Origin of the sequence: Promicromonospora sp. NPDC059942 (assembly GCF_042731755.1) — a bacterium.
In the GTDB taxonomy this organism is placed as follows: domain Bacteria; phylum Actinomycetota; class Actinomycetes; order Actinomycetales; family Cellulomonadaceae; genus Promicromonospora.
In genome coordinates this window covers 71,011-91,935 of the sequence record NZ_JBHWLR010000012.1, presented here as the reverse complement: position 1 = coordinate 91,935, position 20,925 = coordinate 71,011, and the positions used below count along the sequence as shown (strand labels likewise).

The 20,925-nt window shown below is 70.0% G+C and carries 24 protein-coding genes; 8 read left to right on the top strand and 16 right to left on the bottom strand.

The genetic code is table 11. The annotated features are described in order from the left end of the window. Positions 1-37: 37 nt before the first annotated feature. Both ACFV9Q_RS19420 and ACFV9Q_RS19415 read right to left on the bottom strand, forming a co-directional pair. Positions 38-1,255, bottom strand: a complete 1,218-nt coding sequence (locus ACFV9Q_RS19420) for a YeiH family protein (RefSeq protein ID WP_377235746.1) — start codon at positions 1,253-1,255, stop codon at positions 38-40. After that, complete coding sequence (locus tag ACFV9Q_RS19415; protein ID WP_377235745.1) at positions 1,255-1,416, bottom strand: hypothetical protein; 162 nt, start codon at positions 1,414-1,416, stop codon at positions 1,255-1,257. Before ACFV9Q_RS19415 ends, ACFV9Q_RS19420 begins: the two co-directional genes overlap by 1 nt. Positions 1,417-1,690: 274 nt before the next feature. Between ACFV9Q_RS19415 and ACFV9Q_RS19410 the strand changes: the two genes are divergently transcribed. Continuing rightward, a complete protein-coding gene (locus ACFV9Q_RS19410) occupies positions 1,691-2,089 on the top strand; it encodes a TIGR03618 family F420-dependent PPOX class oxidoreductase (protein ID WP_377235744.1) in 399 nt (132 codons plus the stop codon). A gap of 37 nt (positions 2,090-2,126) precedes the next feature. Here the strand turns inward: ACFV9Q_RS19410 and ACFV9Q_RS19405 are convergent, their stop codons facing one another. Next, positions 2,127-3,047 carry a zinc-binding dehydrogenase gene (locus ACFV9Q_RS19405; RefSeq protein WP_377235743.1) on the bottom strand — a complete coding sequence of 307 codons (921 nt, stop codon included), beginning with the start codon at positions 3,045-3,047 and terminating at the stop codon, positions 2,127-2,129. A gap of 52 nt (positions 3,048-3,099) precedes the next feature. On the opposite strand from ACFV9Q_RS19405, the gene ACFV9Q_RS19400 reads away from it, so the two are divergent. Both ACFV9Q_RS19400 and ACFV9Q_RS19395 read left to right on the top strand, forming a co-directional pair. Then, a complete protein-coding gene (locus tag ACFV9Q_RS19400; protein WP_377235742.1) occupies positions 3,100-3,738 on the top strand; it encodes a TetR/AcrR family transcriptional regulator in 639 nt (212 codons plus the stop codon). A gap of 130 nt (positions 3,739-3,868) precedes the next feature. After that, positions 3,869-4,267 (top strand): ester cyclase, encoded by a 399-nt coding sequence (locus tag ACFV9Q_RS19395; RefSeq protein ID WP_377235741.1) that lies wholly within the window; start codon positions 3,869-3,871, stop codon positions 4,265-4,267. Positions 4,268-4,436: 169 nt separating this feature from the next. Here the strand turns inward: ACFV9Q_RS19395 and ACFV9Q_RS19390 are convergent, their stop codons facing one another. Next, positions 4,437-5,279 carry an enoyl-CoA hydratase/isomerase family protein gene (locus ACFV9Q_RS19390; protein ID WP_377235740.1) on the bottom strand — a complete coding sequence of 281 codons (843 nt, stop codon included), beginning with the start codon at positions 5,277-5,279 and terminating at the stop codon, positions 4,437-4,439. A 55-nt stretch (positions 5,280-5,334) separates the two neighbouring features. Next, the gene (locus ACFV9Q_RS19385; RefSeq protein ID WP_377235739.1) at positions 5,335-6,345 is read right to left on the bottom strand and encodes a zinc-binding alcohol dehydrogenase family protein; all 1,011 of its coding nucleotides are present in this window, start codon (positions 6,343-6,345) and stop codon (positions 5,335-5,337) included. A gap of 194 nt (positions 6,346-6,539) precedes the next feature. Here ACFV9Q_RS19385 and ACFV9Q_RS19380 point away from each other — a divergent pair, with 194 nt between their 5' ends. Next, entirely contained in the window at positions 6,540-7,511 is a 972-nt protein-coding gene (locus ACFV9Q_RS19380; protein WP_377235738.1) for a GlxA family transcriptional regulator, read from the top strand. Between the two features lie 163 nt (positions 7,512-7,674). Here ACFV9Q_RS19380 and ACFV9Q_RS19375 read toward each other — a convergent pair whose 3' ends face one another. The 3 genes from ACFV9Q_RS19375 to ACFV9Q_RS19365 form a co-directional block, all read right to left on the bottom strand. Further along, positions 7,675-8,499 carry a class I SAM-dependent methyltransferase gene (locus tag ACFV9Q_RS19375; protein ID WP_377235737.1) on the bottom strand — a complete coding sequence of 275 codons (825 nt, stop codon included), beginning with the start codon at positions 8,497-8,499 and terminating at the stop codon, positions 7,675-7,677. Positions 8,500-8,509: 10 nt separating this feature from the next. Continuing rightward, positions 8,510-8,956 (bottom strand): GbsR/MarR family transcriptional regulator, encoded by a 447-nt coding sequence (locus ACFV9Q_RS19370; protein WP_377235736.1) that lies wholly within the window; start codon positions 8,954-8,956, stop codon positions 8,510-8,512. 224 nt (positions 8,957-9,180) lie between these two features. Next, positions 9,181-10,230 (bottom strand): pentapeptide repeat-containing protein, encoded by a 1,050-nt coding sequence (locus ACFV9Q_RS19365; protein ID WP_377235735.1) that lies wholly within the window; start codon positions 10,228-10,230, stop codon positions 9,181-9,183. Positions 10,231-10,488: 258 nt separating this feature from the next. Between ACFV9Q_RS19365 and ACFV9Q_RS19360 the strand changes: the two genes are divergently transcribed. Beyond that, positions 10,489-10,683, top strand: coding sequence for a hypothetical protein (locus ACFV9Q_RS19360; RefSeq protein ID WP_377235734.1), 195 nt, complete (start codon positions 10,489-10,491; stop codon positions 10,681-10,683). A gap of 237 nt (positions 10,684-10,920) precedes the next feature. Here ACFV9Q_RS19360 and ACFV9Q_RS19355 read toward each other — a convergent pair whose 3' ends face one another. Beyond that, the gene (locus ACFV9Q_RS19355) at positions 10,921-11,370 is read right to left on the bottom strand and encodes a MarR family winged helix-turn-helix transcriptional regulator (protein WP_377235733.1); all 450 of its coding nucleotides are present in this window, start codon (positions 11,368-11,370) and stop codon (positions 10,921-10,923) included. A gap of 106 nt (positions 11,371-11,476) precedes the next feature. On the opposite strand from ACFV9Q_RS19355, the gene ACFV9Q_RS19350 reads away from it, so the two are divergent. Both ACFV9Q_RS19350 and ACFV9Q_RS19345 read left to right on the top strand, forming a co-directional pair. Beyond that, on the top strand, positions 11,477-12,553 hold the full coding sequence (locus ACFV9Q_RS19350) for an LLM class flavin-dependent oxidoreductase (RefSeq protein WP_377235732.1): 1,077 nt from the start codon (positions 11,477-11,479) through the stop codon (positions 12,551-12,553). Beyond that, positions 12,546-13,100, top strand: a complete 555-nt coding sequence (locus ACFV9Q_RS19345) for an NAD(P)H-dependent oxidoreductase (protein WP_377235731.1) — start codon at positions 12,546-12,548, stop codon at positions 13,098-13,100. The genes ACFV9Q_RS19350 and ACFV9Q_RS19345 overlap by 8 nt, the downstream gene beginning before the upstream one ends. Before the next feature lie 143 nt (positions 13,101-13,243). Here ACFV9Q_RS19345 and ACFV9Q_RS19340 read toward each other — a convergent pair whose 3' ends face one another. Together ACFV9Q_RS19340 and ACFV9Q_RS19335 are read right to left on the bottom strand one after the other, a co-directional pair. Next, positions 13,244-14,038, bottom strand: coding sequence for an alpha/beta fold hydrolase (locus ACFV9Q_RS19340; RefSeq protein WP_377235730.1), 795 nt, complete (start codon positions 14,036-14,038; stop codon positions 13,244-13,246). A gap of 206 nt (positions 14,039-14,244) precedes the next feature. Next, positions 14,245-15,216: a helix-turn-helix transcriptional regulator gene (locus ACFV9Q_RS19335; RefSeq protein ID WP_377235729.1), complete on the bottom strand. Its 972-nt coding sequence runs from the start codon at positions 15,214-15,216 to the stop codon at positions 14,245-14,247. 84 nt (positions 15,217-15,300) lie between these two features. Between ACFV9Q_RS19335 and ACFV9Q_RS19330 the strand changes: the two genes are divergently transcribed. Further along, positions 15,301-15,876, top strand: coding sequence for a VOC family protein (locus ACFV9Q_RS19330; protein WP_377235728.1), 576 nt, complete (start codon positions 15,301-15,303; stop codon positions 15,874-15,876). Positions 15,877-16,008: 132 nt separating this feature from the next. Here ACFV9Q_RS19330 and trxA read toward each other — a convergent pair whose 3' ends face one another. From trxA to ACFV9Q_RS19305, 5 genes are read right to left on the bottom strand one after another with little or no spacing between them, the layout of a single operon-like run. Beyond that, positions 16,009-16,461 (bottom strand): thioredoxin, encoded by a 453-nt coding sequence (gene trxA / locus ACFV9Q_RS19325; RefSeq protein WP_377235727.1) that lies wholly within the window; start codon positions 16,459-16,461, stop codon positions 16,009-16,011. After that, a complete protein-coding gene (gene clpB / locus ACFV9Q_RS19320) occupies positions 16,458-19,094 on the bottom strand; it encodes an ATP-dependent chaperone ClpB (RefSeq protein ID WP_377235726.1) in 2,637 nt (878 codons plus the stop codon). The genes trxA and clpB overlap by 4 nt, the downstream gene beginning before the upstream one ends. Beyond that, positions 19,085-19,405, bottom strand: a complete 321-nt coding sequence (locus tag ACFV9Q_RS19315) for a chaperone modulator CbpM (protein WP_377227635.1) — start codon at positions 19,403-19,405, stop codon at positions 19,085-19,087. The genes clpB and ACFV9Q_RS19315 overlap by 10 nt, the downstream gene beginning before the upstream one ends. After that, a complete protein-coding gene (locus ACFV9Q_RS19310) occupies positions 19,402-20,373 on the bottom strand; it encodes a DnaJ C-terminal domain-containing protein (RefSeq protein WP_377235725.1) in 972 nt (323 codons plus the stop codon). Before ACFV9Q_RS19310 ends, ACFV9Q_RS19315 begins: the two co-directional genes overlap by 4 nt. Next, complete coding sequence (locus ACFV9Q_RS19305; protein ID WP_377235724.1) at positions 20,373-20,924, bottom strand: nucleotide exchange factor GrpE; 552 nt, start codon at positions 20,922-20,924, stop codon at positions 20,373-20,375. The genes ACFV9Q_RS19310 and ACFV9Q_RS19305 overlap by 1 nt, the downstream gene beginning before the upstream one ends. Between the last annotated feature and the right edge of the window lies 1 nt (position 20,925).

Sequence of the window (20,925 nt, the reverse complement as noted above, 5' to 3'; positions counted from 1 at the left end):
CCCGTCCCCGGCGTCGCGGGTCCGGGCCGGCGCCCGCCTAGACCTCGACCCCCGCGAACAGGACGCTGGACAGGCCGAGCCCGACCACGAGGTTGAACACGGCGGCAGCACCGAACACGACCAGCGGACGCCAGCCCGCCTCGCGCACGGCCGACACCTTGAACTCCAGGCCGATCGACACGAAGGCCACGATGAAGAACACCGTGCTGAGCGACTTGAGTACCGCGATGTTGTCCGCGGAAGCGTCCGCGCCCACCGCGTTGACGTAGACGGTCGCCACGACCGACGCGAGGAGGAACCCGAGCACGAACTTCGGGAACCGCGTCCACAGCTCGGAGGCCCGCGGACGGGGCGCGCCCTCGGTCCGGTCCACCCGGAAGGCGAACCAGGCGGTCAGCGCGATCGCGACGACCCCGATGAGCGCGTTCTGCGTGGCCTTCACGATCGCCGCCACGGCGAGCACGTCGTCCCCCGCGAGCGCGCCGGCCGCCGTCACCGCCGCCGTCGTGTCGATGTTGCCGCCGATCCACGCGCCCGCCACCGCCGGGGAGAGGTCGAGCGCCTCGGCCAGGGCCGGGAGCACGAAGATCGACGGCAGCGCGAAGATGATCACGATGCTCGCGGTGTAGGCGAGCTGCTCCTTCTTGGCCTGCACCGCCCCGGCCGCGCTGATCGCCGCGCTCACGCCGCAGATGGACACTGCCGAGGACAGCAGGGCCCGCAGCTTCTGGTCGATCCCGAGCCGCCCGCCGAGCCACCAGGTGAACCCGAACACCAGCACGATCAGGCCGAACGCCTGCGCGATGGCGGGGCCCGCCGCCGTCACGATGAGCGCCAGGTTGACCGTGGCGCCCAGCAGCACCAGGCCGGTCTTGATGAAGAACTCGGTGCGGAACGCGGCGGCCAGCCTGTCCCTGACGCCGGTCAGGGACAGCACCAGGTTGCCGAGCAGCCCGAGCGCGATCGCGTACACCGGGTACTCGACCGACTTCGCGATCCCGCCCAGCGAGGTGTCCTCCAGCCAGACCGGCACGTTCTGCTCCAGGTAGCGGGTGAGCCACGCGATCCCGAGGAGCACCACGAGGCCGGCGACGACCCGGACGGCACCCTGACGCCGGCCGGTCTGGACGGGTGAACCGGCCAGCGCGACGTCGCCCGGGTCGCTCGGTCCCGGACGGTCGCCGTCGACGGCGGTGGGCGTGGCGGCGGGCGTGGCGTCGTCGTCGGGCGTGGCGGGCTGCGGTGGTGTGCTCATCAGGGCACCAGCCCTTCAGGGATCAGGCCGAGGATGCCGAGGACGACCAGCGCCAGGCCCACGCCGGTGGCGAGCCAGTCCTCGGACAGGTGGACACGGCGCACCGACTCCACGGTGACGGGTGTGGCGGCGGGGCTTGTGCCAGGAGTGCTGTCGGACATGCGGAGGAGCTCCCTTCAGGTTGGACGGCCGTCGCGAGGCGACGTGCCGCGGAAGGTAGCCAGACCGCACAAACCCGACAAGAACCATCGGATACTGTCTCAACGAGTGAGACAGGCACAGGCGACGTCCGCTGGGACTCACCCCCGCGCCGTCACGCGAGCAGGCACGCGGCAGGTGGTGACGCAGCGTCACTTCTGCTCGACCCCGGTGCAAGGCACGCTGACAGCGGTCGTCGCACGAGCGGCGGTCGCGGGAGAGTACGAAAGGAACCTCATGAAGGACTGGTCCGACGTCGTCCGCTACTTCTCCGGAGGCGCCGTCGCGCACCTGGCGACGCTCGACACGGACGGCAGTCCGCACTCGGTGCCGCTGTGGATCGACCGGCACGGCGACTCCGAGCTGGTCTTCTTCACGATCGAGGGGTCACGCAAGGACCGCAACCTCGCTCGTGATCCGCGCGTCGCCGTCTCGGTCACCGCCCCCGACAACGCCTACGACATGGCGTCCGTCCGGGGCGTGGTCGTCGAGCGGGTGGACGGCGGCCGGGGCCAGGACATCATCGACCAGATCGCGCGCAAGTACACGGGGGCCGCGTATCCCGTGCGGACCGGCCACGTCGCGTTCGTCGTCCGGCCGACGGCCTGGTGGGCCCAGGACCACTCCTCGCAGTGAGGCTCTCCGCGGTGGGCCGCCACAAGTCCTGGCCCCCTCACTCGATGGCCAGGACAATCTTGCCGGACGTCCGCTCCACCCCGGCGGCGAAGGCATCCGGCAGCTCGCGCCATGACCGCACGGCTCCGACCACCGGGTCGAGCCGTCCGCCGTGGATCTCGGCCGCGAGCCACGCCATGTCGGGGCCGAGGTCGGGCTCGGCGCCGAGGAAGAACGTCGTCAGGGACCGGTCGTGCCGGGCCGCGTCGCCGAACAGGTCGCCGTACGCGAAGTGTTCCCCCTGCCCGGCCGCATGCCCGAGCGCCACGAGCGTGCCGCCGGGCGCGAGCCGCGCGAACGCCTGGACCAGGTAGGTACCGCCCAGGAGGTCGAGCACGCCGGAGACGTCGCCGTCCAGGTCGGACGGCGAGGCGACGACCTCGTGCGCACCGAGCTCGACCAGCCGCTGGTGCGCGGCAGGGTTCCTGGTCGTGGCGACCACCTCGGCACCGGCGCGGGCAGCGAGCTGGACGGCGAACAGCCCGACAGCGCTGGTCCCGCCCAGCACCAGCACGCGGCGCCCCAGCAGCGGGCCGAGGCGGCGCAGCCCGCGCAGCGCGCTGGTGGCGGCGACCGGCACGACACTCGTGCGGTGGGGATCGGCGCCGTCGGGGGCGACCCCGACAGATTCCGCGGTCGCGAGCCGACGCTCCGCCCAGGCGCTGTCCGTCCCGAGCGACGCCACCACCTGCCCGAGGCGCGGCCCGGTGCCGTCCAGAGCCTCGGCCACGACGACGCCCGCTGCGTCCCAGCCGGGAATCATGCCGTCGGGCAGGCTCGGCAGGGCCTCCAGATCCCCGTGGTTCGGCGCGAAGGCTCGCACCTGGATGACCGCGTCGTGCGGTCCTGGTGCCGGGTCCGGCACCTCCCGCAGGCCGAGGTGGCTGGGTGACGAGTGGTCGACCGTCCATGCGAGCATGGCGCTACTGTATGCCAACTGCTACTGAGTGCCATTTTGCTAGGATCGGCGCATGACGACGACGCCCGCTACCGGCACCCTGCGCAGCCGACGGATCGCGCGCAGCCGACAGCGGCTGGTCGAGATCGCACTGCCGGCCTTCGTCGAGCGTGGGTATGACGCCGTGACCGTCGACTGGCTGTGCGATCAGGCCGAGGTGTCCAAGCGGAGCTTCTTCCGCTACTTCGCCGGCAAGGAGGACCTCGCCCTGACCCCGCTGAACGACGTCTGGCGCACCCTGATCACCGAGCTCGATCAGGTGCTCGCGCGCCGCGGGCCGCTGCTGATGGTTCTGGGCGACGCATTGGTCGACGTCGTCGATCGGATGCCACCCGGCTGGGAGCGCCTCGCAGTGCTGAGCGCACGACTGAGCGGCACCCACCCGACGATCGACGCCGCGGGCATGCTGGTGTGCGAGCGATTCACGCAGCAGGTGATCGACGCGATCGTGGAACGGCTGGCCGGCACACCAGCGGCGGACCTCTCGGCCCGGATCGTGTGCGCCGTCGCTGTCGCCGGCCACCGGGCCGCCGTCGACGTGTGGCGTTCGGCGCCCGACGCCGAGACGAACGCGACCCGCGCCGAGCTGTGCCGACTCATCCGGGCATCGATGGCGGCGGCCCCCGCCGCGGTGACGGTCACGCTCCCCTGACCAGCAGAGCTTGGACGATGTGTAAAGAAGTCTGGACTCCGCGTCATGGATCTTACGGACACGCTCCGGCAGCATCGAGGGTGCAGGTGAACATGAGCACAGGCCCGGACACCGGGCGAGAAAGGCAGTCATGTCCGACTTCAACATCCGCGAGTTCTACGACCGTTACACCGAGGCGCTCAACGCGCACGAGTTCGACCGCATGGACGAGTTCGTCGCCGAGTCGATCGTCTCCCACGGCCAGCCGGCTACCCGCGACGACGTCATCGCCGCGCTCAAGGGCATCGCGGACGCCGTCCCTGACATCCGGTGGGAGATCAAGGAGGTCGTGATCGACGCAGAAGGCGGGACGCTGTCCTGCCACTCCGTCAACCACGGCACACCCACCAAGCAATGGCTCGGTGTGGCGCCGACGGGCGCTCGGATCGAGATCGACGAGATCGCCATGTACAAGGTCCGCGACGGCAAGTTCGTGCAGATGTCCAACGTCCACGACGTCGAGACCCTGAAGAAGCAGCTCGCGGCGTGACCTGAAACAGCCCGGCTGCAGCCTGACCACCCCATGACGTCCCGCCCGACCGGGCGGGACGCCACCTGCCTCGACCGGACGCCCGGTCGGTCCGTGGGGCCCCTCGTCGGCCAGCGCCGACGGGTTGGGTTCCGAGCGACGTGTCGCTCAGAAAGACCAGGGAGCCCGTTCACTGGCCCCCGGCGGATGCACGACGCAGCGCGGCAGTACCGAGGACCTCGCCTAGGTTGTACTCGGCCTGTAGTGCCTGCTCCGGCGTGAGCGCGGCCGCGGCCGCTCGCGCGAGATATCCAGGCAGGTTCGTCGTCGCGATGAACTCCGCGTACGCGGTCACGAGATCCTCGTCCGGGGGAAGGGCCGCGCGGTTGACCATCCGCTTGGCGGTGGCGAGCGCTGTGTGATCGAACGCGGCGAGGCGGGCAACGATCCCGTCGACGAACTCGTCCAGCTCCGCGTCCGGCAGTGCGCGGGTGACCCATCCCCACCTTTCGGCGGTGGCGGCGTCGTAGTCGACGGAGGTGAGCACTGCCTCGAGTGCGCGGTCGCGTCCGACGAGCCGCGGCAGGCGCTCAGTTCCGCCGCCACCGGGGACGACCGCGGTGCCGACCTCGGGCTGGCCGAAGAAGGCCTTCTCCAGGCTGGCGTAACGCAGGTCGAGGGCGAGAGCGAGCTCATTGCCGCCGCCGCGCGTGCGCCCGCGGATCTTGCCGACCGTGATGTACGGCGCCTTGGTGAGCTGTAATGAGATGTCCGTCCACAGCTGCGGGCCGCCGGGATCCTTCGGCTGCGGGAAATCGTCGAGGTGCGCAAGGTCGAAGTGGTTCAGGAAGAAGTCGGGCACGTCGCTCTCGAAGACGAGCACCTGCAGCTGCTCGTCGTCCGCGAGCTCTTCCACGATCCCGTGGAGCCGCCGGGGAATCGCGCCCACGACGAGGTTGACGGGCGGATTCGTGAACGTGATGGTAGCGACCTGCGGGGAGGTGTGGGTCAACAGGATCGGCGCGTCGTTCATGTCGGGGCCTTTCGGTGGTACTGGACGGGTCAGGGTGTTGGCCGGCGAAGCCACGTCAGCTCTCCCAGCCCTCGAGCACGATCTTGCCGACCGCGCGGCCGGTCTCGATCGCTGTGTGCGCACGCCGCAGCGAGCCGACCGAGATAGGCCCGAGGTTCTCGGTCACGGTCGGGCGCACCTGGCCGGAATCGACGAGGGCGGACACCTGATCGAGGATCCAGCGCTGGTGGTGCGACTGCGGAAGGTGCAGCGGATCCGTGAACATCAGCTCCCACAGCCAGCCGATGCTCTTGTCCTTCAGTGGCGAGACGTCGCGCGGACCGTCGTCGATCGCGACGATGCGCCCGAACGGCTCGACGATGCTCGCGTACAGACGTTCCTGGTGCTCGGAGTGTGCAGTGAACAACCAGCGCACGCCCTGCGGCGCCAACGCGTGCACCTGCGCGGCCAGGTCCGCCTTGTGGTCGACCACCTCGTGCGCTCCCATCGAGCGAACCCACGAGGCGTTCGCCGCGCCCGCAGTGCCGATCAGCCGCACCTTCGGTGCGCGGGCACGCACGAGCTGGAGGAGGACGGATCCCACGCCACCGCTCGCGCCGACGACGAGCAGGTCGCCGTCCGAGTCCTCACCGATGCCGAGCCGGTCGAATGCCGCCTCCCACGCGGTCAGAGAGGTCAGTGGCAGTGAGGCGGCCTCGCCAAACGAGACGCGCTGCGGCTTGTGGCCAACGATCCGCGCCGCCACACTCTGGAACCGCTGGTTGCTCCCTGCCCGGCCGATGCTGCCTGCGTAGAAGACTGCGTCGCCGGGCGTGAACTCCGAGACGCCCTCGCCCACCGCGACGACGATCCCCGAGGCGTCGTAACCGAGCACGCGGAGCCCGTGCGGCGGCACGTGAGCTCGAACCTTCACGTCGACGGGGTTCACCGAGACAGCCTCGACCCGCACAACGAGCTCTCCGGGGGCCGGTGTCGGGATCGGGCCGGTCTGCAGCTCGAACGCATTCGAATCCGAGGCGGGGAGGTTCCGGGTGTAGCCGATGATCGTGTTCGTCTCCGTGCTCATTCGGTGAGCGTGGCACGCCGAGGCCGGGCTCCGGCCGTGGCCCGCAAGAGTCGGCAGGAAAGTGGCGGAGTCTGGCAGGAATATCGCTTCCCGGGCGATATCTGCCATCAGTGGCAACGAGCTGTGGCGGATCGAGGAGGGTCGTGTCGTCGAGCACCGGCGGCCTGAACCTGGCTGAGCACCATAATCAAGTCATGTCTGTTCGTGTGCCGCACCGCGTCGTCGTCCTCGCCCAGGCCGGCGCCTACCCGTTCGAACTGGGCATCCCCGCGCGGGTCTTCGGTGCGACGGACGGCGCCTACGACGTGACGCTGTGCACGCCCAACGGGGCGCCGATCGCGACGAACGCGGGCTTCGCGGTGGTGCCCACCGCGGGCATCGACGCGATCAGCCACGCCGACACGGTGATCGTCGCACCCGTCGAGCCCCGGTTCCTCAAGCGCAGCCTCGATGACGGCGTCCTCGCCGCGCTCGCACAGATCCGCCCCGACGCTCGTGTCGTGTCGATCTGCACCGGCGTCTTCACGCTCGCCGCAGCCGGGCTGCTGAAAGGGCGCACGGCGACCACGCACTGGGAGTGCGGGCCACTGTTCCGCAGCTGGTACCCCTGGATCAACCTGGACGAGAACGTACTGTTCGTCGACGAGGGCGACGTGCTCACCTCGGCGGGCGCGGCCTCCGGCATCGACCTGTGCCTGCACCTGATCCGCATGGATCACGGCTCCGAGATGGCCACCCGCGCCGCCCGCCGCTGCGTGGTCGCCCCGCATCGCGACGGCGGGCAGGCGCAGTTCATCGAGCGGCCGGTACCCGATCCGCGGGACGCCTCGACCTCGGAGACCCGACAGTGGGCCCTGGAACGGCTGGGCGAGCCGCTTACCGTCCCGCAGCTCGCACGGCACGCGCACATGAGCGAGCGGACGTTCGCGCGCCGCTTCCGAGCGGAGACCGGGCTCGCGCCCCGGCGATGGCTGACCCACCAGCGGCTCGCACTGGCGCGGGAACTGCTGGAGACGACCGACATCGGCATCGACGAGATAGCCACCACTGTCGGATACGCGACAGCGACGTCGCTCCGCAACCACCTCGCGACTGCCCTCGGCCTGTCGCCGATGGCGTACCGGCACACGTTCCGCTCGCGCCAGCCCAGCGCGACAACGGCGTGACCAGGAACCGCGCTCACGGTTGATCACCGGCTGAGGTCCCAGCCCCCGGTAGCCTCCCCCCGTAGTCACTGACGGGCTGAAGAGCCGCCGGCGGGCGGCCGTTCGACGGGCTGCTGCAGATGGACCGCATCGCCCTGGCCGGAGTTCGGCACCTCTGCGACGTTCAGAACCGGTAGTGGAGTATGCGTGCGCCTTGCCGGGACATCGCGGTGCTGCGGGCCATGAGGCCGGTCAGTGCACGCACTGGCTGTGGGAATGCTGCGACTTCCGGGGCACGGGTGAGCAGTTGCTCGGAAACGAGGGTGAGGCCGGCATCCCAGTGTTCCGGCTCGCGGGGGTCGTCGAAGCCTTGGGCCGCATCGATGCCGAGAGCCTTGATGGAGGCGTCGTACTTCATCGCCCACGCGGCGAAGCGGGTGTAACCGTTGAGCACGAACTCGCCCGACCGGAGCCGGGTGGTCAGCCGGCGGACCGTGGTCTGGAAGGAGTCGCCAGACAGGAAGGGCAGCACACCTTCGGCCACGATCATGGTGGGTCGGTCGTCAGGCAGAAGGTCTGACCAGTTGGCCGTGGTGATGTCCGTGGCGATCAGGTGCGAGCGGTCCGGGAGGTACCGCCGGCGCAGCTCCATGACGTCGGGAAAGTCGACGTCGCACCAGTCGACGCCGGCGGGCGGGGCGCAGCGAGCGAACCGGGTGTCGAGGCCGCAGCCCAGGTCGACGACGACCGCGTCGGGGTGTGTGGCGGTGAACTGGCGGACGGCGTCGTCGAGCTTTTTGGCGCGGAGCGCGGTGCTGACGACGAGGCTCGGCTTGAGCTTGAGCCTGGCAAAGTCGTAGCCGGTGTCCTCGGCGATCCGGTCCGCGACCGCTGCGGCGAGGGTGTCGCCGAGGATCGGGCTCGGCGCCTTGCCGTCCATGGCCCGTGCGTACAGGGTGAGCAGCAGTGTCTCCTGCACCGGGCTGAGGTCGAGCTGCTGGGACGGCATGGGTTCTCTCCTAGCGCTGCAGGGGGTTGCGGGCGGCGATGTCCCGCAGCCAGGTCAGGGATTCCTGGGCGGCCTTGATGCGGCCGGCGCCCTCGCGGCCGGTGAGGGCGAAGCCCTCCTCGGCGATGTCGCCGAACGCGCTGAGGCTGTCGAGCTTGCGCTGGACGACCTTGTGCCAGGCGTCGTCCTCGATGCGGTAGTAGGCCGTGCGGTCCCCCGGGCGACGCACCTTGCGCACCAGCCCGATGGTGGCGAGCAGGCGCATGTTGGAGGTCAGCGATGCGCGGCTGGCCTGGATGGTGCTGGCGATCTCGCCGGCGGACTGCTCGGGCGGGTCGCAAATCATCAGCCACCCGAGGACCCGCCCGGTGATCGGCGGCAGCCCCCACTCCTCCACGCAGAAGGTGGCCACCTGTTCCACCCACTGCATGAGCTGGTTCTGGCGCTCATCGCTCATGGCGCCTCACCAGCCTCCGCGACTCCGGCTCCGGCTCCGGCTCCGACTCATCGTCGTTGCTAGGTATTTCAGTCATGGCTGAAACATATAGCTGCACCTTGACCGTCGTCCAGGTGCCTCTACCAAATGAGAAGCAGAGCCAGGCAGTGCACCCAACCGTGCGAGGGAAGGGGCGCCTCGAAACGAGGCGCCCCGCGCGCCCGGCGGACAGCTACGAACAGTAATTACGACCGGTCGTCCAAGCCGATCCATACCGGGGCCTCGTCCGGGCAGTTCACGTCACGGAAGTATTTGCCGTCCGGCTCAACGGTGCAGCCGAGAAGGGCGTAGAACTTCTCCTGCTCCTGCCAGCCGAAATGACGCTGGTCGCGGGTCCATCCCCATGCGACGTCGTCGCACACCTCGACGTGGACGACCTCGTCGTTCAGGCAGCCGAACTCGGTGCGGTAGGGGACGTGCGCCCCGGTCGCCGAGACGTTATACGCGCTGACGAACGATCGGTCCTTGTCCCACCACCTGGCGTCGGTGAGGCTACCTCCCTCGATCGTGCTGTTGCGCAGGGCGAGGTGGCCCGTCGCAGCATCCTCCTCGAGGATGACTACCGCCCCTCGAAGGTCGGCGCCGTCCAGATCTGCGTCGATCCGACCGGTGATCCAGGCTCCGGCGAGGTAGGTGTCCTCGGACCGTCGCGGGGCGAATATGACGTCCCGCATCACCGCACCGGTCAACCTCGTCCCGGAGAGGTTCGCCCCCGTCAGGTCCGCACCCGAGAGGTCCGCACACTCCGCACGCGACACGGGATCGAGCGGGTAAAGGATGGCGTCCTCGTCGGCGTCAGCGACTACCCGGATCTCGCAACCGAGGTCGAAGCCACCAAGATCAGCGCCACGCAGGTTGAGATACCGGAAGTCCCTTGGCTTGTCCTCGGCGAGCACGTCGCGGATGTACTGAACGTTCGCGAGTACCTCAGCGTGCTCCTCGCGCTCGTCTTCAAGGGCTTCGGCGGCGGCCTGCCGCTGATTCTCACGCTCGTCCTGCCACAGGACAAGCACACCGGCGACGAGCACCGAGAACGTGAGCCCGGCGATCAACTCGACCGCGATGACCGACTTCAGCTCTCGGCGCCATGCGCCAAGGTCCTCACGCCGACGCTCCTCGGTGTGGCGGCGTTCCTCACGCAACAGAGCGCCGAGGGAACCAGTCCGCCGCGCGAGGCGACGCGCCCGCGGGTCCCGGGATCGCAAAGACGGCGGCGGATCGAAGTGGCCCGACATGGGGCGATCGTATCCAGGCGAGAGCGCTGACCTGGGGGTCGGATGCACCCGGGGGCAGAACAACCGCACCCATGTGCCGGTTCCGTTCAGGCCGTTGGGGCAGCAAACAGCGGCCGACGCCCGGCCGCACACCTCTTGAACACGCCCAAGGATCGCTGCCTAGGCTCCGGATGGTCGCCTGGCACACTTTTCTCGCTACCCATGCCGCAGCCGGAACGTACACGGGCTGCGTCGCGGCCTCGCGATAGCCTCATACGCATGGATCAGACGCCTGACCGACGAAGCCGAGTCGATGGCGACGCATTGATGCCGCTCATTGCCGGGGCCGCCTCGGGTGTGATCGCATACACGATCGGCAGCGGCTTGTTCGTCGCGGCAGTCACAACAGTCCTCGTTGGCTGGCTCGCTTTCGCAGCCATCGCGCTGATCAACCATTTCCGCAAGAACCGCTGAGGGCAGGCCTCGACGTCGAGTGCCCCCGGGCCGCCACCACGAGTGGCCGTGATCCGCGGTGGCGAGCACTTCGGCGGTGATCACTCCCTCTCCAGACGGAATAATGCTCGGACCGGTTGATCTGCGGTTGCGGCCCGATCCTCACTCGCGTGCAGCATTACTCTTGTCAGCCGGTACAGGCGATCCGCCAGAGCGTGGAGCTCAGAATTGGCTTCGCGGACGAAGCCGCCGAGGGCGTCAGCCGGCCTCGTGGTCGGCGAGACTTCCCCAGACGCCGGCCAGGGATCTGAGCTGCTCGTCGCTCAGCCTGCCGAGGAAGAGCCGCTCGATGTCGGCGCGCTGACGCTTCCACGCCGCGCGCAGCAGCGACCGCCCCGCTCGCGTGAGGACCACCTCGTAGCCGCGACCGTCGGTGGCGACGCGGCGGCGCTCGATCAGGTCGCGGTGCTCCAGCCGGTCCGCGAGCCGGGAGAACCCTCCGGTCGACATTCCCCGCAGCTCGGCCAGCTCGGTCAGCCGCATGCCGCCCGCTCCGGCCTCCCCCAGCAGCCCGAGCACGCTGTACTCGGCCATGCTGACGCCGAGCGGGGCCAGGCCGGCCTCCATCTCGCGCCAGATGCGCTCGTGGGCGACCAGGAAGCCGCGCCACGCCCCATCCTCGAGCTCGGTCAGCCGTTCAGTCGCCATGGACAAAACCTAGTCGAACCAGGGCGCGTCGTCGGAATAGTTGCCTGCGCAAGCAGGTTGTTGAGGTGCGGCCACACGTCGTGGCGCCACCGAGAGGACACAGAAGATGGCATTCGAGATCGGGATCATGACCTTCGGCGAGGTCACACCGGACCCCGTGAGCGGCACCACCCGCACCCCGCACCAACGAGCCAGGGAGACGATCGAGCTGGCCCGGGTCGCCGACGACGTCGGTCTGGACGTCTTCGGCATGGGCGAGCACCACCGCAGCGACTTCGTCGGCTCCGCGCCGACGATCCTGCTGGCGGCCGCGGCCGAGGCCACCAAGCGGATCAAGCTCGCCAGCGCCGTCACCGTGCTGAGCTCGGAGGACCCCGTGCGCGTCTGGGAGCAGTTCGCCACGATCGACCTGCTCTCCGCGGGCCGGGCCGAGATCATCGCGGGCCGGGGTTCCTACACCGAGTCGTTCCCGCTGTTCGGGTACGACCTCGCCGACTACTCCGAGCTCTTCCGCGAGAAGCTCGACCTACTGCTCCGCATCCGCGGGGAGAACCCGGTCACCTGGACCGGAAGGCTCCGCCCTCCCCTCGTGGACGCGGACATCGCGCCCCGCGCCTACGGGGAGACCATCCCGATCTGGGTCGGCGTCGGAGGCTCTCCCGCGTCGGCGGTCAGCACGGGCACGCGCGGCCTGCCGCTCGCGCTCGCCATCCTGTTCGGCCCGATGGACCTGCACCGCGAGTCGATCGAGCTCTACCGGTCGGCGGCCGCGCAGGCCGGGCACGACCCGGCGACCCTGCCCGTGAGCATCAGCGTGGGCGGCTATGTCGGCAGCAGCTCGCAGCAGGCACGCGACACCATGTACCCGGCCTTCGCCCGGTTCATGATGGAGCACAACCATCAGCGTGGCCGCGGGATGATGCTGCCGCGCGAGGCGTTCGACGCCGGGGCCTCCCCCGCCGGCAGCTACCTCGTCGGCGACCCGGAGGAGGTCACCGACAAGATCCTCCGCTTCCGTGAGCTGTACGGCCTGACCCGGGTCATCGTCCAGATGGGCTCGGGCAGCATGCCGCAGCGCGAGCTCCTTGCCGCCGTCGAACGCCTCGGCACCGAGGTCGCACCAGCCGTCCGCAAGGCACTCGGCGACAGCACCATCGACGACGAGGAGCCCGGCGATGCCTGAGCCCGCACCGCTCCGGGTGGTCGTCGTCAACGGGAGCCCGAGCGACCGGTCCAGGACCGCTGCCCTGGCCGACGTCGCCGTCCGCACCCTGGAGCGGACGATGCCCGTCGAGGTGCATCGTGTCGACGTCTACCGTCTCGGTGCGGGCTTCACCGGCGCCGTCGATCGCGAGAGCGTGACCCCCGAGGTGGACGACGAGCTCCGTGCCGCCGAGACGGCCGACCTGCTTGTCGCGGCGACCCCGGTCTTCCGCGGCTCCTACACCGGCCTGTTCAAGCATTTCTTCGACCTGGTCGAGCAGTACGCCCTGGCCAACCGGCCGGTACTCCTGCTCGCGACCGGCGGCAGCCACCACCACGCACTCGTCGTCGACCACGCCCTCCGGCCGCTCTTCGCCTTCTTTCAGGCACGGACACTGCCCGTCTCCGTCTACGCCTCCTCCGGTGACTTCGACGGCACCGCCCTCCTGAACCCACGCGTCCACAGCCGCATCCAGACTGCGCTCGACGACGTGGAGGGCTCGCTCCGGGACCGGATCGCCAGGTGATGCCGTGCCGCGGCGGGGGCCCGTTCTCGGCGTTCTCACGCGGCACCATCCGGCCCGACCCGCAGCCTTATGTTGCGATTCGATGGGAGTACGTCCATCGCCTCCGCCCCGCACGCCCCCGGAGGGGTGCCGGGACCTATCTCTCAGCCGAGCACGAAGCCCTCGACCTCGGTCACGAGCCGGTCCCTCTCCTCGAAGGGCAACATATGGCCAGAGTGCTCGTAGACCTCGAACCGAGCCCCGGGGATGCCGCGGGCAACTTCCTCGCCGGCCTCGGGCGGGTTCAGTCCGTCGGCCCTACCGGAGACGACCAGGGTCGGCGCGGTGATCGCCGGAAGAATGGGCCGCAGGTCGAAGTCACGCAGCGACTGGTCGATCACGGTCCGATCCTCCGGGGTGAGGACCACCTGCTGGAAGCGGAGCTGCGCGGCCAGGAGCTCCTCGCGGCGCGGCTGCAGGGTGTGCGGCGACCACAGAGCCCCGGCCATGAACCCGACGGTCTCTTCCGGGGTGGCGGAGGCCAGGTCGAAGCCCTCGCGGGCAGCATAGGCGGCCATCGACGAGGTCCGCCCGTGTGCCTTGGAGACGACCAGCACGAGCCCGGAGATCCGTGCGGGCTCGTGGGCCGCCGCTTGCGCGGACAGGTAGGAGCCCATCGAGACCCCGAGCAGCGAGGCCGCGTCGTAGCCGAGGGCAGCGATCAGGCCGTCGAGCATCCGCCCCTGGTCTTCGAGGCTGAAGGCGGGTGGGTGCGCCGACAGGCCGTGGCCGAGCGCGTCGGGCACGATGACCCGGAACCGGTCTGCGAACCGCTCAGCCAGCGGCGCCATCGTCGATGCCTCGCCGTAGAGCCCGTGCACGACCACGAGCGGCGGGGATCCTGGATCGCCGTACTCCAGGAAGTGGACATCGTTCCCGTGGATCCGCAGACGCGGCATTCGTCACCCTCCTGATTGGCGCTTCGACGATTGTCAATCTCCCCTCATCCCGGCATATTCCATCTCGCGTCGGGAGAGCTTGATACCTCCAGGGATCGATGCCGCACCGGCCCAGCTCGCCGCATGAGACCAGTCGTCACCTGAGCGTGCAGCAGTCCCCTTCGTCGTCTGGCGTGTCTTGCGTCCAGAACATCTGGTGGAGTGACTTACCGGATCCTGGTGGCCGATGCCGTCGCCTGTATCAGCGACTGGCCCCAGGCCCGCATGTGGTCAACAGCCTCAGCCGGTCCGTGCACGACGAAGGGCGCGCCGATCGCCACGAGGCAGAAAGCCGCCCAGTCCAGCGACTCTGCGGCGATGCAGACCTCGCACGAGCCGTCGTCGATCGGCTTGACGGTCCCGTAGTGCACGATCTCGGCCTTGATCCGATCGACGGGCGCGTGCACCGTGGCGCGCACGCGGAAGCGCGATGACAGGTCGCCGATCCGGGCGTTCACAAAGGCCACGGGGTCGTCGCCGGGCAGCTGACGTGGCGCGAACCGGTTCCCGGTGCGGTGCGGTCCGGTGACGCGGTCGATCCGGAACGTACGCCAGTCGGCACGATCCAGGTCCCAGGCGACGAGGTAGAGCCGGTTGTCCACGTTCACGATCCGGTGCGGCTGCGCCGTCCGCAAGGACTCGTCACCACCGTGGGACCGGTAGGAGAACTCCACCGCGTCGCTGTCACGGCACGCGAGCGCCAGCGTGGTGAGCGCCGTGACATCACCGATGGCCGCCCGCTGCTCGGCGCTCGCGGGGACCGCGACAGCCCGCAGGCTGTCGATCCTGCCGCGAATGCGGGGCGGGAGCACCTGCACGATCTTCGCCATCGCGCTCACGGCGTCGTCCGCGGAAGCAGGGTGGGCACCCGTGGCGATCTCCTTGAGCCCGAGCACCGTGGCCGCGGCCTCGTCCTCGCTGAGCACGAGCGGCGGGAGCGACGCGCCGGCGCCGAGCTGGTAGCCACCGCCCGTTCCTCGGGTCGTCACGATCGGGTAGCCGAGCTCTTGCAGCCCGCTCACGGCGCGACGCAGGGTGCGCGGGCTGACTCCGAGGCGGCCGGCGAGCTCGTCACCCGGCCAGTGACGCCGGTTCTGCAGGAGCCCGAGCAGTTCGAGGGCTCGGGAACTGGTCGACATCTCCTCAGGCTAGGTCGACAAGTGGCCAAATACTGTCCGGAAGGCCGACGAGACTGGCAGTCCCGTCGAGAACAAGGAGAGCCCATGTCTACTCCCACACCACACGCCGTTCCAGCCGCCCCTGCCGGATCGGCGACGGCCGACCCCTTCATCTGGTCGGACGACGCCTCCGGCCTCATCCGTTTCCTGCTCGACGTCTTCGACGCGACCGAGGTTCCGGAAGCCCGCACCGCCGACACCGACGGACTGGTCCTGCACTCCGAGATCCAGATCGGCGACTCCACGATCACGATCGCGGACCGCAAGCCGCAGTGGCCCTACACGCCGGCATTCGTCCGGGTCTACGTCGAGGATCCGGCCGCGACACTCCAGCGTGCCGTGGGGGCGGGAGCGCGTGTCGTCACGGAGCCGACAGAATTCTGGGGCGACGTGCTGGCACGCTTCGCGGATCCGTTCGGTCATCTGTGGTGGGTCTACAAGCACAACCCGGCGAACGACGCCGGGGGCGGCGCCGAGGAGGCCGGCGTCGACGGGGACGACGACTGGACGGAGCCGGAGGGTGACGAGGACTGGGAGTCGTTCGCCACGCCCGAGCTGACCTACGTCCACACCACGCTCATGGAGGCCATGGCGGCCCTGCGGGACCCGCGCGAGCGCTGACCTCGGTGACCGAGCAAGGCTCCGGCCGTTCGCTGACGACCGGGCGGTCGACGCGGTGGATCTCAAGCGGAGCAGCATGATCTGCTCGTCGGTGAGGCGAGGGTAGGCACCGGTGGTGTCGGCGCAGGGCCGTCATCCTGACCTCGCCGGGAGCACGGACTCCAGCCAGGAACGGAGCCGCGGCTCCGGGAGGGCGCCGATCTGCTTGTCGACCACCTCGCCGTGGTCGAGGAGGACCAGCGTCGGGATCGACCGGACGTCGAACCGCCGGCTCACCTCGGGGTTGTCGTCGGCGTTGACCTTGACGAGCTTGAAGTTGCCGGCCAGCTCGCCGGCCAGCTTCTCCAGGGCCGGGCTCACCATGCGGCAGGGCCCGCACCACGGCGCCCACACGTCGACCAGCACAGGCAGGCTCGACTCGTCGACGACGGCGTGGAAGTCGGCGTCGTTCGCGTCCACCACCCAGCGCAGCGGGGTGCTGCACCTCCCGCAGCGGGGCGTGCCCCGGGCGACGGCCGGAACACGGTTCCTGGCTCCACAGTGGCTGCACACGATCGTCGTCGACGTCGGGGTGGATGCGGTCATGCGACTGCCCGCGCCTCTGCCGGGTTTCCGGTCGCGGTCACCGTGATCATCCGGTCGGCGACGTCGACCGAGACCGTGCCGCCGTCGGCGGCGTCGCCGCGCAGCAGCGCCCGGGCGACCTGCGTCTCCAGCTCGCGGGCGATGTACCGACGCAGCGGGCGGGCGCCGTACGCGGGGTCGAAGCCCTGGTCCGCGATGAAGCGGCGTGCCTCGGTGGTGACGTCGAGCGTGATCCGCATGTCGGCCAGCCGCTCGCGCAGCTCCTCGAGCTGGAGGTCGACGATGCGCTCGATCTCGGCGAGCGTCAGCGGCTTGAACATCACGATCTCGTCGACACGATTGAGGAACTCCGGGCGGAAGTGCGACTGCAGGGTGCGCATCACCATGGAACGTGCCTCGTCCTTGATCTCACCACCTGCGGTGACCCCCTCGAGGAGGTGTTCCGAGCCGATGTTGGAGGTCATGATCAGCACGGTGTTGCGGAAGTCGACGGTCCGGCCGTGGGAATCGGTCAGGCGTCCGTCGTCGAGCACCTGGAGCAGCGTGTTGAACACGTCGACGTGGGCCTTCTCGATCTCGTCGAGCAGGACCACCGAGTAGGGCTTGCGGCGCACGGCTTCCGTGAGCTGACCGCCCTCCTCGTAGCCGACGTAGCCGGGGGGTGCTCCGACCAGCCGGCTGACCGTGTGCCGCTCCTGGTACTCGCTCATGTCGATCCGGACCATGTTCTCGGCGGTGTCGAACATCGCGGCCGCCAGCGTCTTGGCCAGCTCGGTCTTGCCGACACCGGTGGGGCCGAGGAAGAGGAACGAGCCGATGGGCCGCTGGGGGTTCTTGATGCCCGAGCGGGCGCGGACGACGGCGTCGGCCACCAGCTGGACCGCCTCGTCCTGGCCGATGACACGTTCGTGGAGCACCTCGTCGAGCCGGAGCAGCTTGTCACGCTCCCCCTCCTGGAGCCGCGTGACCGGGATGCCGGTCCACCGCGACACGATGTCGGCGATCTCGTCGGCGGTCACCACCTCGCGCAGCAGCCCGCGAGCGCCCTGCTTGCCCGCGAGCCTGGACTCGGCCGCCTCCAGCCGGCGCTGGATCTCCGGGAGCCGGCCGTGTCGGAGCGACGCCGCCCGGTTGAGGTCGTACTCGCGCTCGGCCCTCTCGCTCTCGACGCGGACCTGTTCGAGCTCCTCACGCAGGGACTGCACCTCTCGTAGCGCCGACCGTTCGGCCTCCCACTGCGCGCGCAGGGCATCGGCCTCGGCCCGCGCGTCGGCCAGCTCCTTGCGCAGCTCCTCGAGGCGGGCCCTGCTCGCGGAGTCCTCCTCCGCCGAGAGTGCCGCGTCCTCGATCTCCATCCGGGTCACGCGCCGGGTGAGCTCGTCGAGCTCGGCCGGCATCGAGTCGATCTCGGTCCGCAGCATCGCGCAGGCCTCGTCGACGAGATCGATCGCCTTGTCGGGCAGGAAGCGGTCGGAGATGTAGCGGTGGCTCAGCGTCACCGCCGCCACCAGCGCGCCGTCGTGGATCCGCACGCCGTGGAAGACCTCGAACCGCTCGCGGAGCCCGCGCAGGATCGAGAGGGCATCCTCCTCGTCGGGCTCGTCGACGAGGACCGGCTGGAACCTGCGTTCGAGGGCCGCGTCCTTCTCGATGTGCGTGCGGTACTCGTCAAGGGTGGTCGCACCGATCATGTGCAGCTCGCCGCGGGCGAGGAGCGGCTTGAGCATGTTGCCCGCGTCCATCGCCCCCTCACCGGCGCCCGCGCCGACGACCGTGTGCAGCTCGTCGACGAACAGCAGGATGTGACCCCCGGCGGACTGCACCTCGTTGAGCACGGCCTTGAGCCGCTCCTCGAACTCGCCGCGGTACTTCGCCCCGGCGACGAGCGCCCCCATGTCCAGCGCGAAGACGGTCTTGTCCCGCAGGCCCTCAGGCACGTCACCGTCGGCGATCCGCTGGGCGAGCCCCTCGACGATCGCCGTCTTGCCGACCCCGGGCTCGCCGATCAGCACGGGGTTGTTCTTGCTCTTGCGCGACAGGATCTGGATGGTCCTGCGGATCTCCGCATCCCGGCCGATCACAGGCTCGAGCTTGCCGGCCGTCGCAGCCGCGACGAGGTCGCGCCCGTACTTCTCGAGCGCCTCGTAGGTTCCCTCCGGGGTCGCCGAGGTCACCCGCTGGTGCCCTCGGACCTCGGTCAGCGCGGCCAGGAAGGTGTCCCGGGTCAGCCCCTGTGCCTGGAGGAGCCGCCCGGCCGCCGAGGCCGGGCCTTCCTCCACCAGGGCGATGACGAGGTGCTCGACCGAGACGTACTCGTCCTTGAGCCTGCGGGCCTCGCGGTCCGCGGCGTCGAGCAGCCGCGACAGCCGCTGGGTGATGTGCACCTGCCCGGGAGTCACACCAGGGCCGCTGACCCGCGGGCGGCGACCGAGCTCCGCCTCCAGGTCTTCGCGCAGCCGCTCCGGATCTGCCCCCGCACGGGTCAGCAGCGGGGCGACCAGGCCCTCGGCCTGATCCAGGAGAGCCAGCAACAGGTGCTCCCCGTCCACCTCGACATGGCCGAAGCGCAACGCCTTCGTCTGGGCGTCGTGCAGGGCCTCCTGCGACTTCTGGGTCAGTCTGTTCATGTCCATGGGGCGTCTCCTCGTCGCGGCATTCGCCGACGTGTCCTTTCCAGCTCCGCGATGCGGTCAAGCAGCTCGACCACCAGCCCGATGGCGGAGTAGCTGAGGTTCAGGCTCATCCGCAGCCGCTGGATCCTGGCCATCTCCCGCACCTGGGAGGGGTCGAACCACAACCGGCCCTGCGCGTCGCGGGTGACCTCCAGCAGCCCGAGGGCGACCAGGCGGCGTACGAGCAGGGGATGCACGCCGGTGACCTGCGCATAGCTGTCCAGGCTGAGCCGGTACGGCCGGGAGAGGGCGTAGTGCCTGGCCACGGTCATCGTCTGCTCCTCGGGTCGAAGCCGGACACCTTCGCGAGCTCCTCGAAGAGCTGTCGCTCGTCGTCAGTGAGAGCGTCGGGAACCCGGATCTGCAGCTCGGCGTAGAGGTCGCCCGGCTTGCCTCGTCGGTGCGGGAGCCCGCGGCCCTTGAGCCGCAACCGACGGTGGCTGGACGAGCCGGCCGGGACCTTCACCGTGGCGGCGCCGCCAGGGGTGTCGACGGAGACCGAGGCGCCCAGCGCCGCCTCCCACGGCGCGACGGGGACGAGGGTGTGGAGATCGCGACCCTCGACCCGGTAGCGCGGGTGGTCGGCGATCCGAACCACCAGGTACAGGTCCCCGGCCGCGGCAGATCCGCTGCCCGGCCCGCCCTGGCCGCGCAGCCGGATACGCTGGCCGTCGACCACACCCGCCGGGATGCTGACGTCGAGCGTGCGAGGGCCTGAGGTGCTGCTGATCGCGACGCTGCGCTCGGTGCCGTGGTAGGCCTCCTCGACGGATATCTCGACCTCGGCCTCGTGGTCGGAACCCGCGACCGGGCCCGGTCCCCAGGCGTCCCAACCCGGTCCACCGCGCCGCCCGCCGCCGAAGATTCCGCCGAGCAGGTCCTCGATGTCGACGTCGTCCCCGAAGCCTCCCGATCCGAATCCGGCCCCCGACGACCGTCGGTCACGAGCGCCCGTGCCCGCGCCGGCATCGGCGTAGGTCCGGGCCCGGCGCCAGGCGGCTGGATCCGTGTCGGGGGGAACGCGTCGGAAGTCGTCGCCGAAGGCGTCGTAACGGCGACGCAGCTCGGGATCCGACAACACGTCGTAGGCCTCGGCGATCTCCTTGAACCGCTCCTCGGCGTCGGAGCTCTTGTTGACGTCCGGGTGGTTCTGGCGCGCCAGCCTGCGGTAGGCCCGTTGGATCTCGGCCGCGTCGGCCTCGCGGCCGACACCGAGGACCTCGTAGAAGTCCCTGGCCATCAGGAGGCCCTGGTGGCCACGACGACCGCGGCCGGCCGCAGGATCTTGTCGTCGGAGCCGTAGCCGGGACGCACGACCTGAGCGACCGTGCCGGGCACCAGTCCCTCACCCGACACGGTGCTGACCGCCTCGTGCACGGCCGGGTCGAAGGCCCGGCCGTCGTCGTCACGCCGCGGGTAGCCGAGGTCGGCCAGGACGCCGACCGCCTGCGCGAGCACGGCCCGGACGCCTTCGACCACGGGGTCCGGGTCGGACGACGCGTGCTCGAGCGCCCGCTCCAGGTTGTCCAGGACCGGCAGCCATCGACTCGCCACGGCCGCCCGCTCCTGCTCGCGGGCGCTGACCACGTCGCGGGCGCACCGCTTGCGGAAGTTGTCCAGCTCGGCCGCCGTGCGCCGCCACGCGTCCTCGAGCTCCGCGATCCGGCGAGCCTGGTCGCCGGGCTCGCCCGCACGCTCGTCGGCGCGCTCCGGTGCCTCGTCCGCCGGAGTCGTGTCCTCTTCTGGCTCGTCCCCCGGAGCCGCTGTCGTGGGTGCCTCGTGTTCGGACATG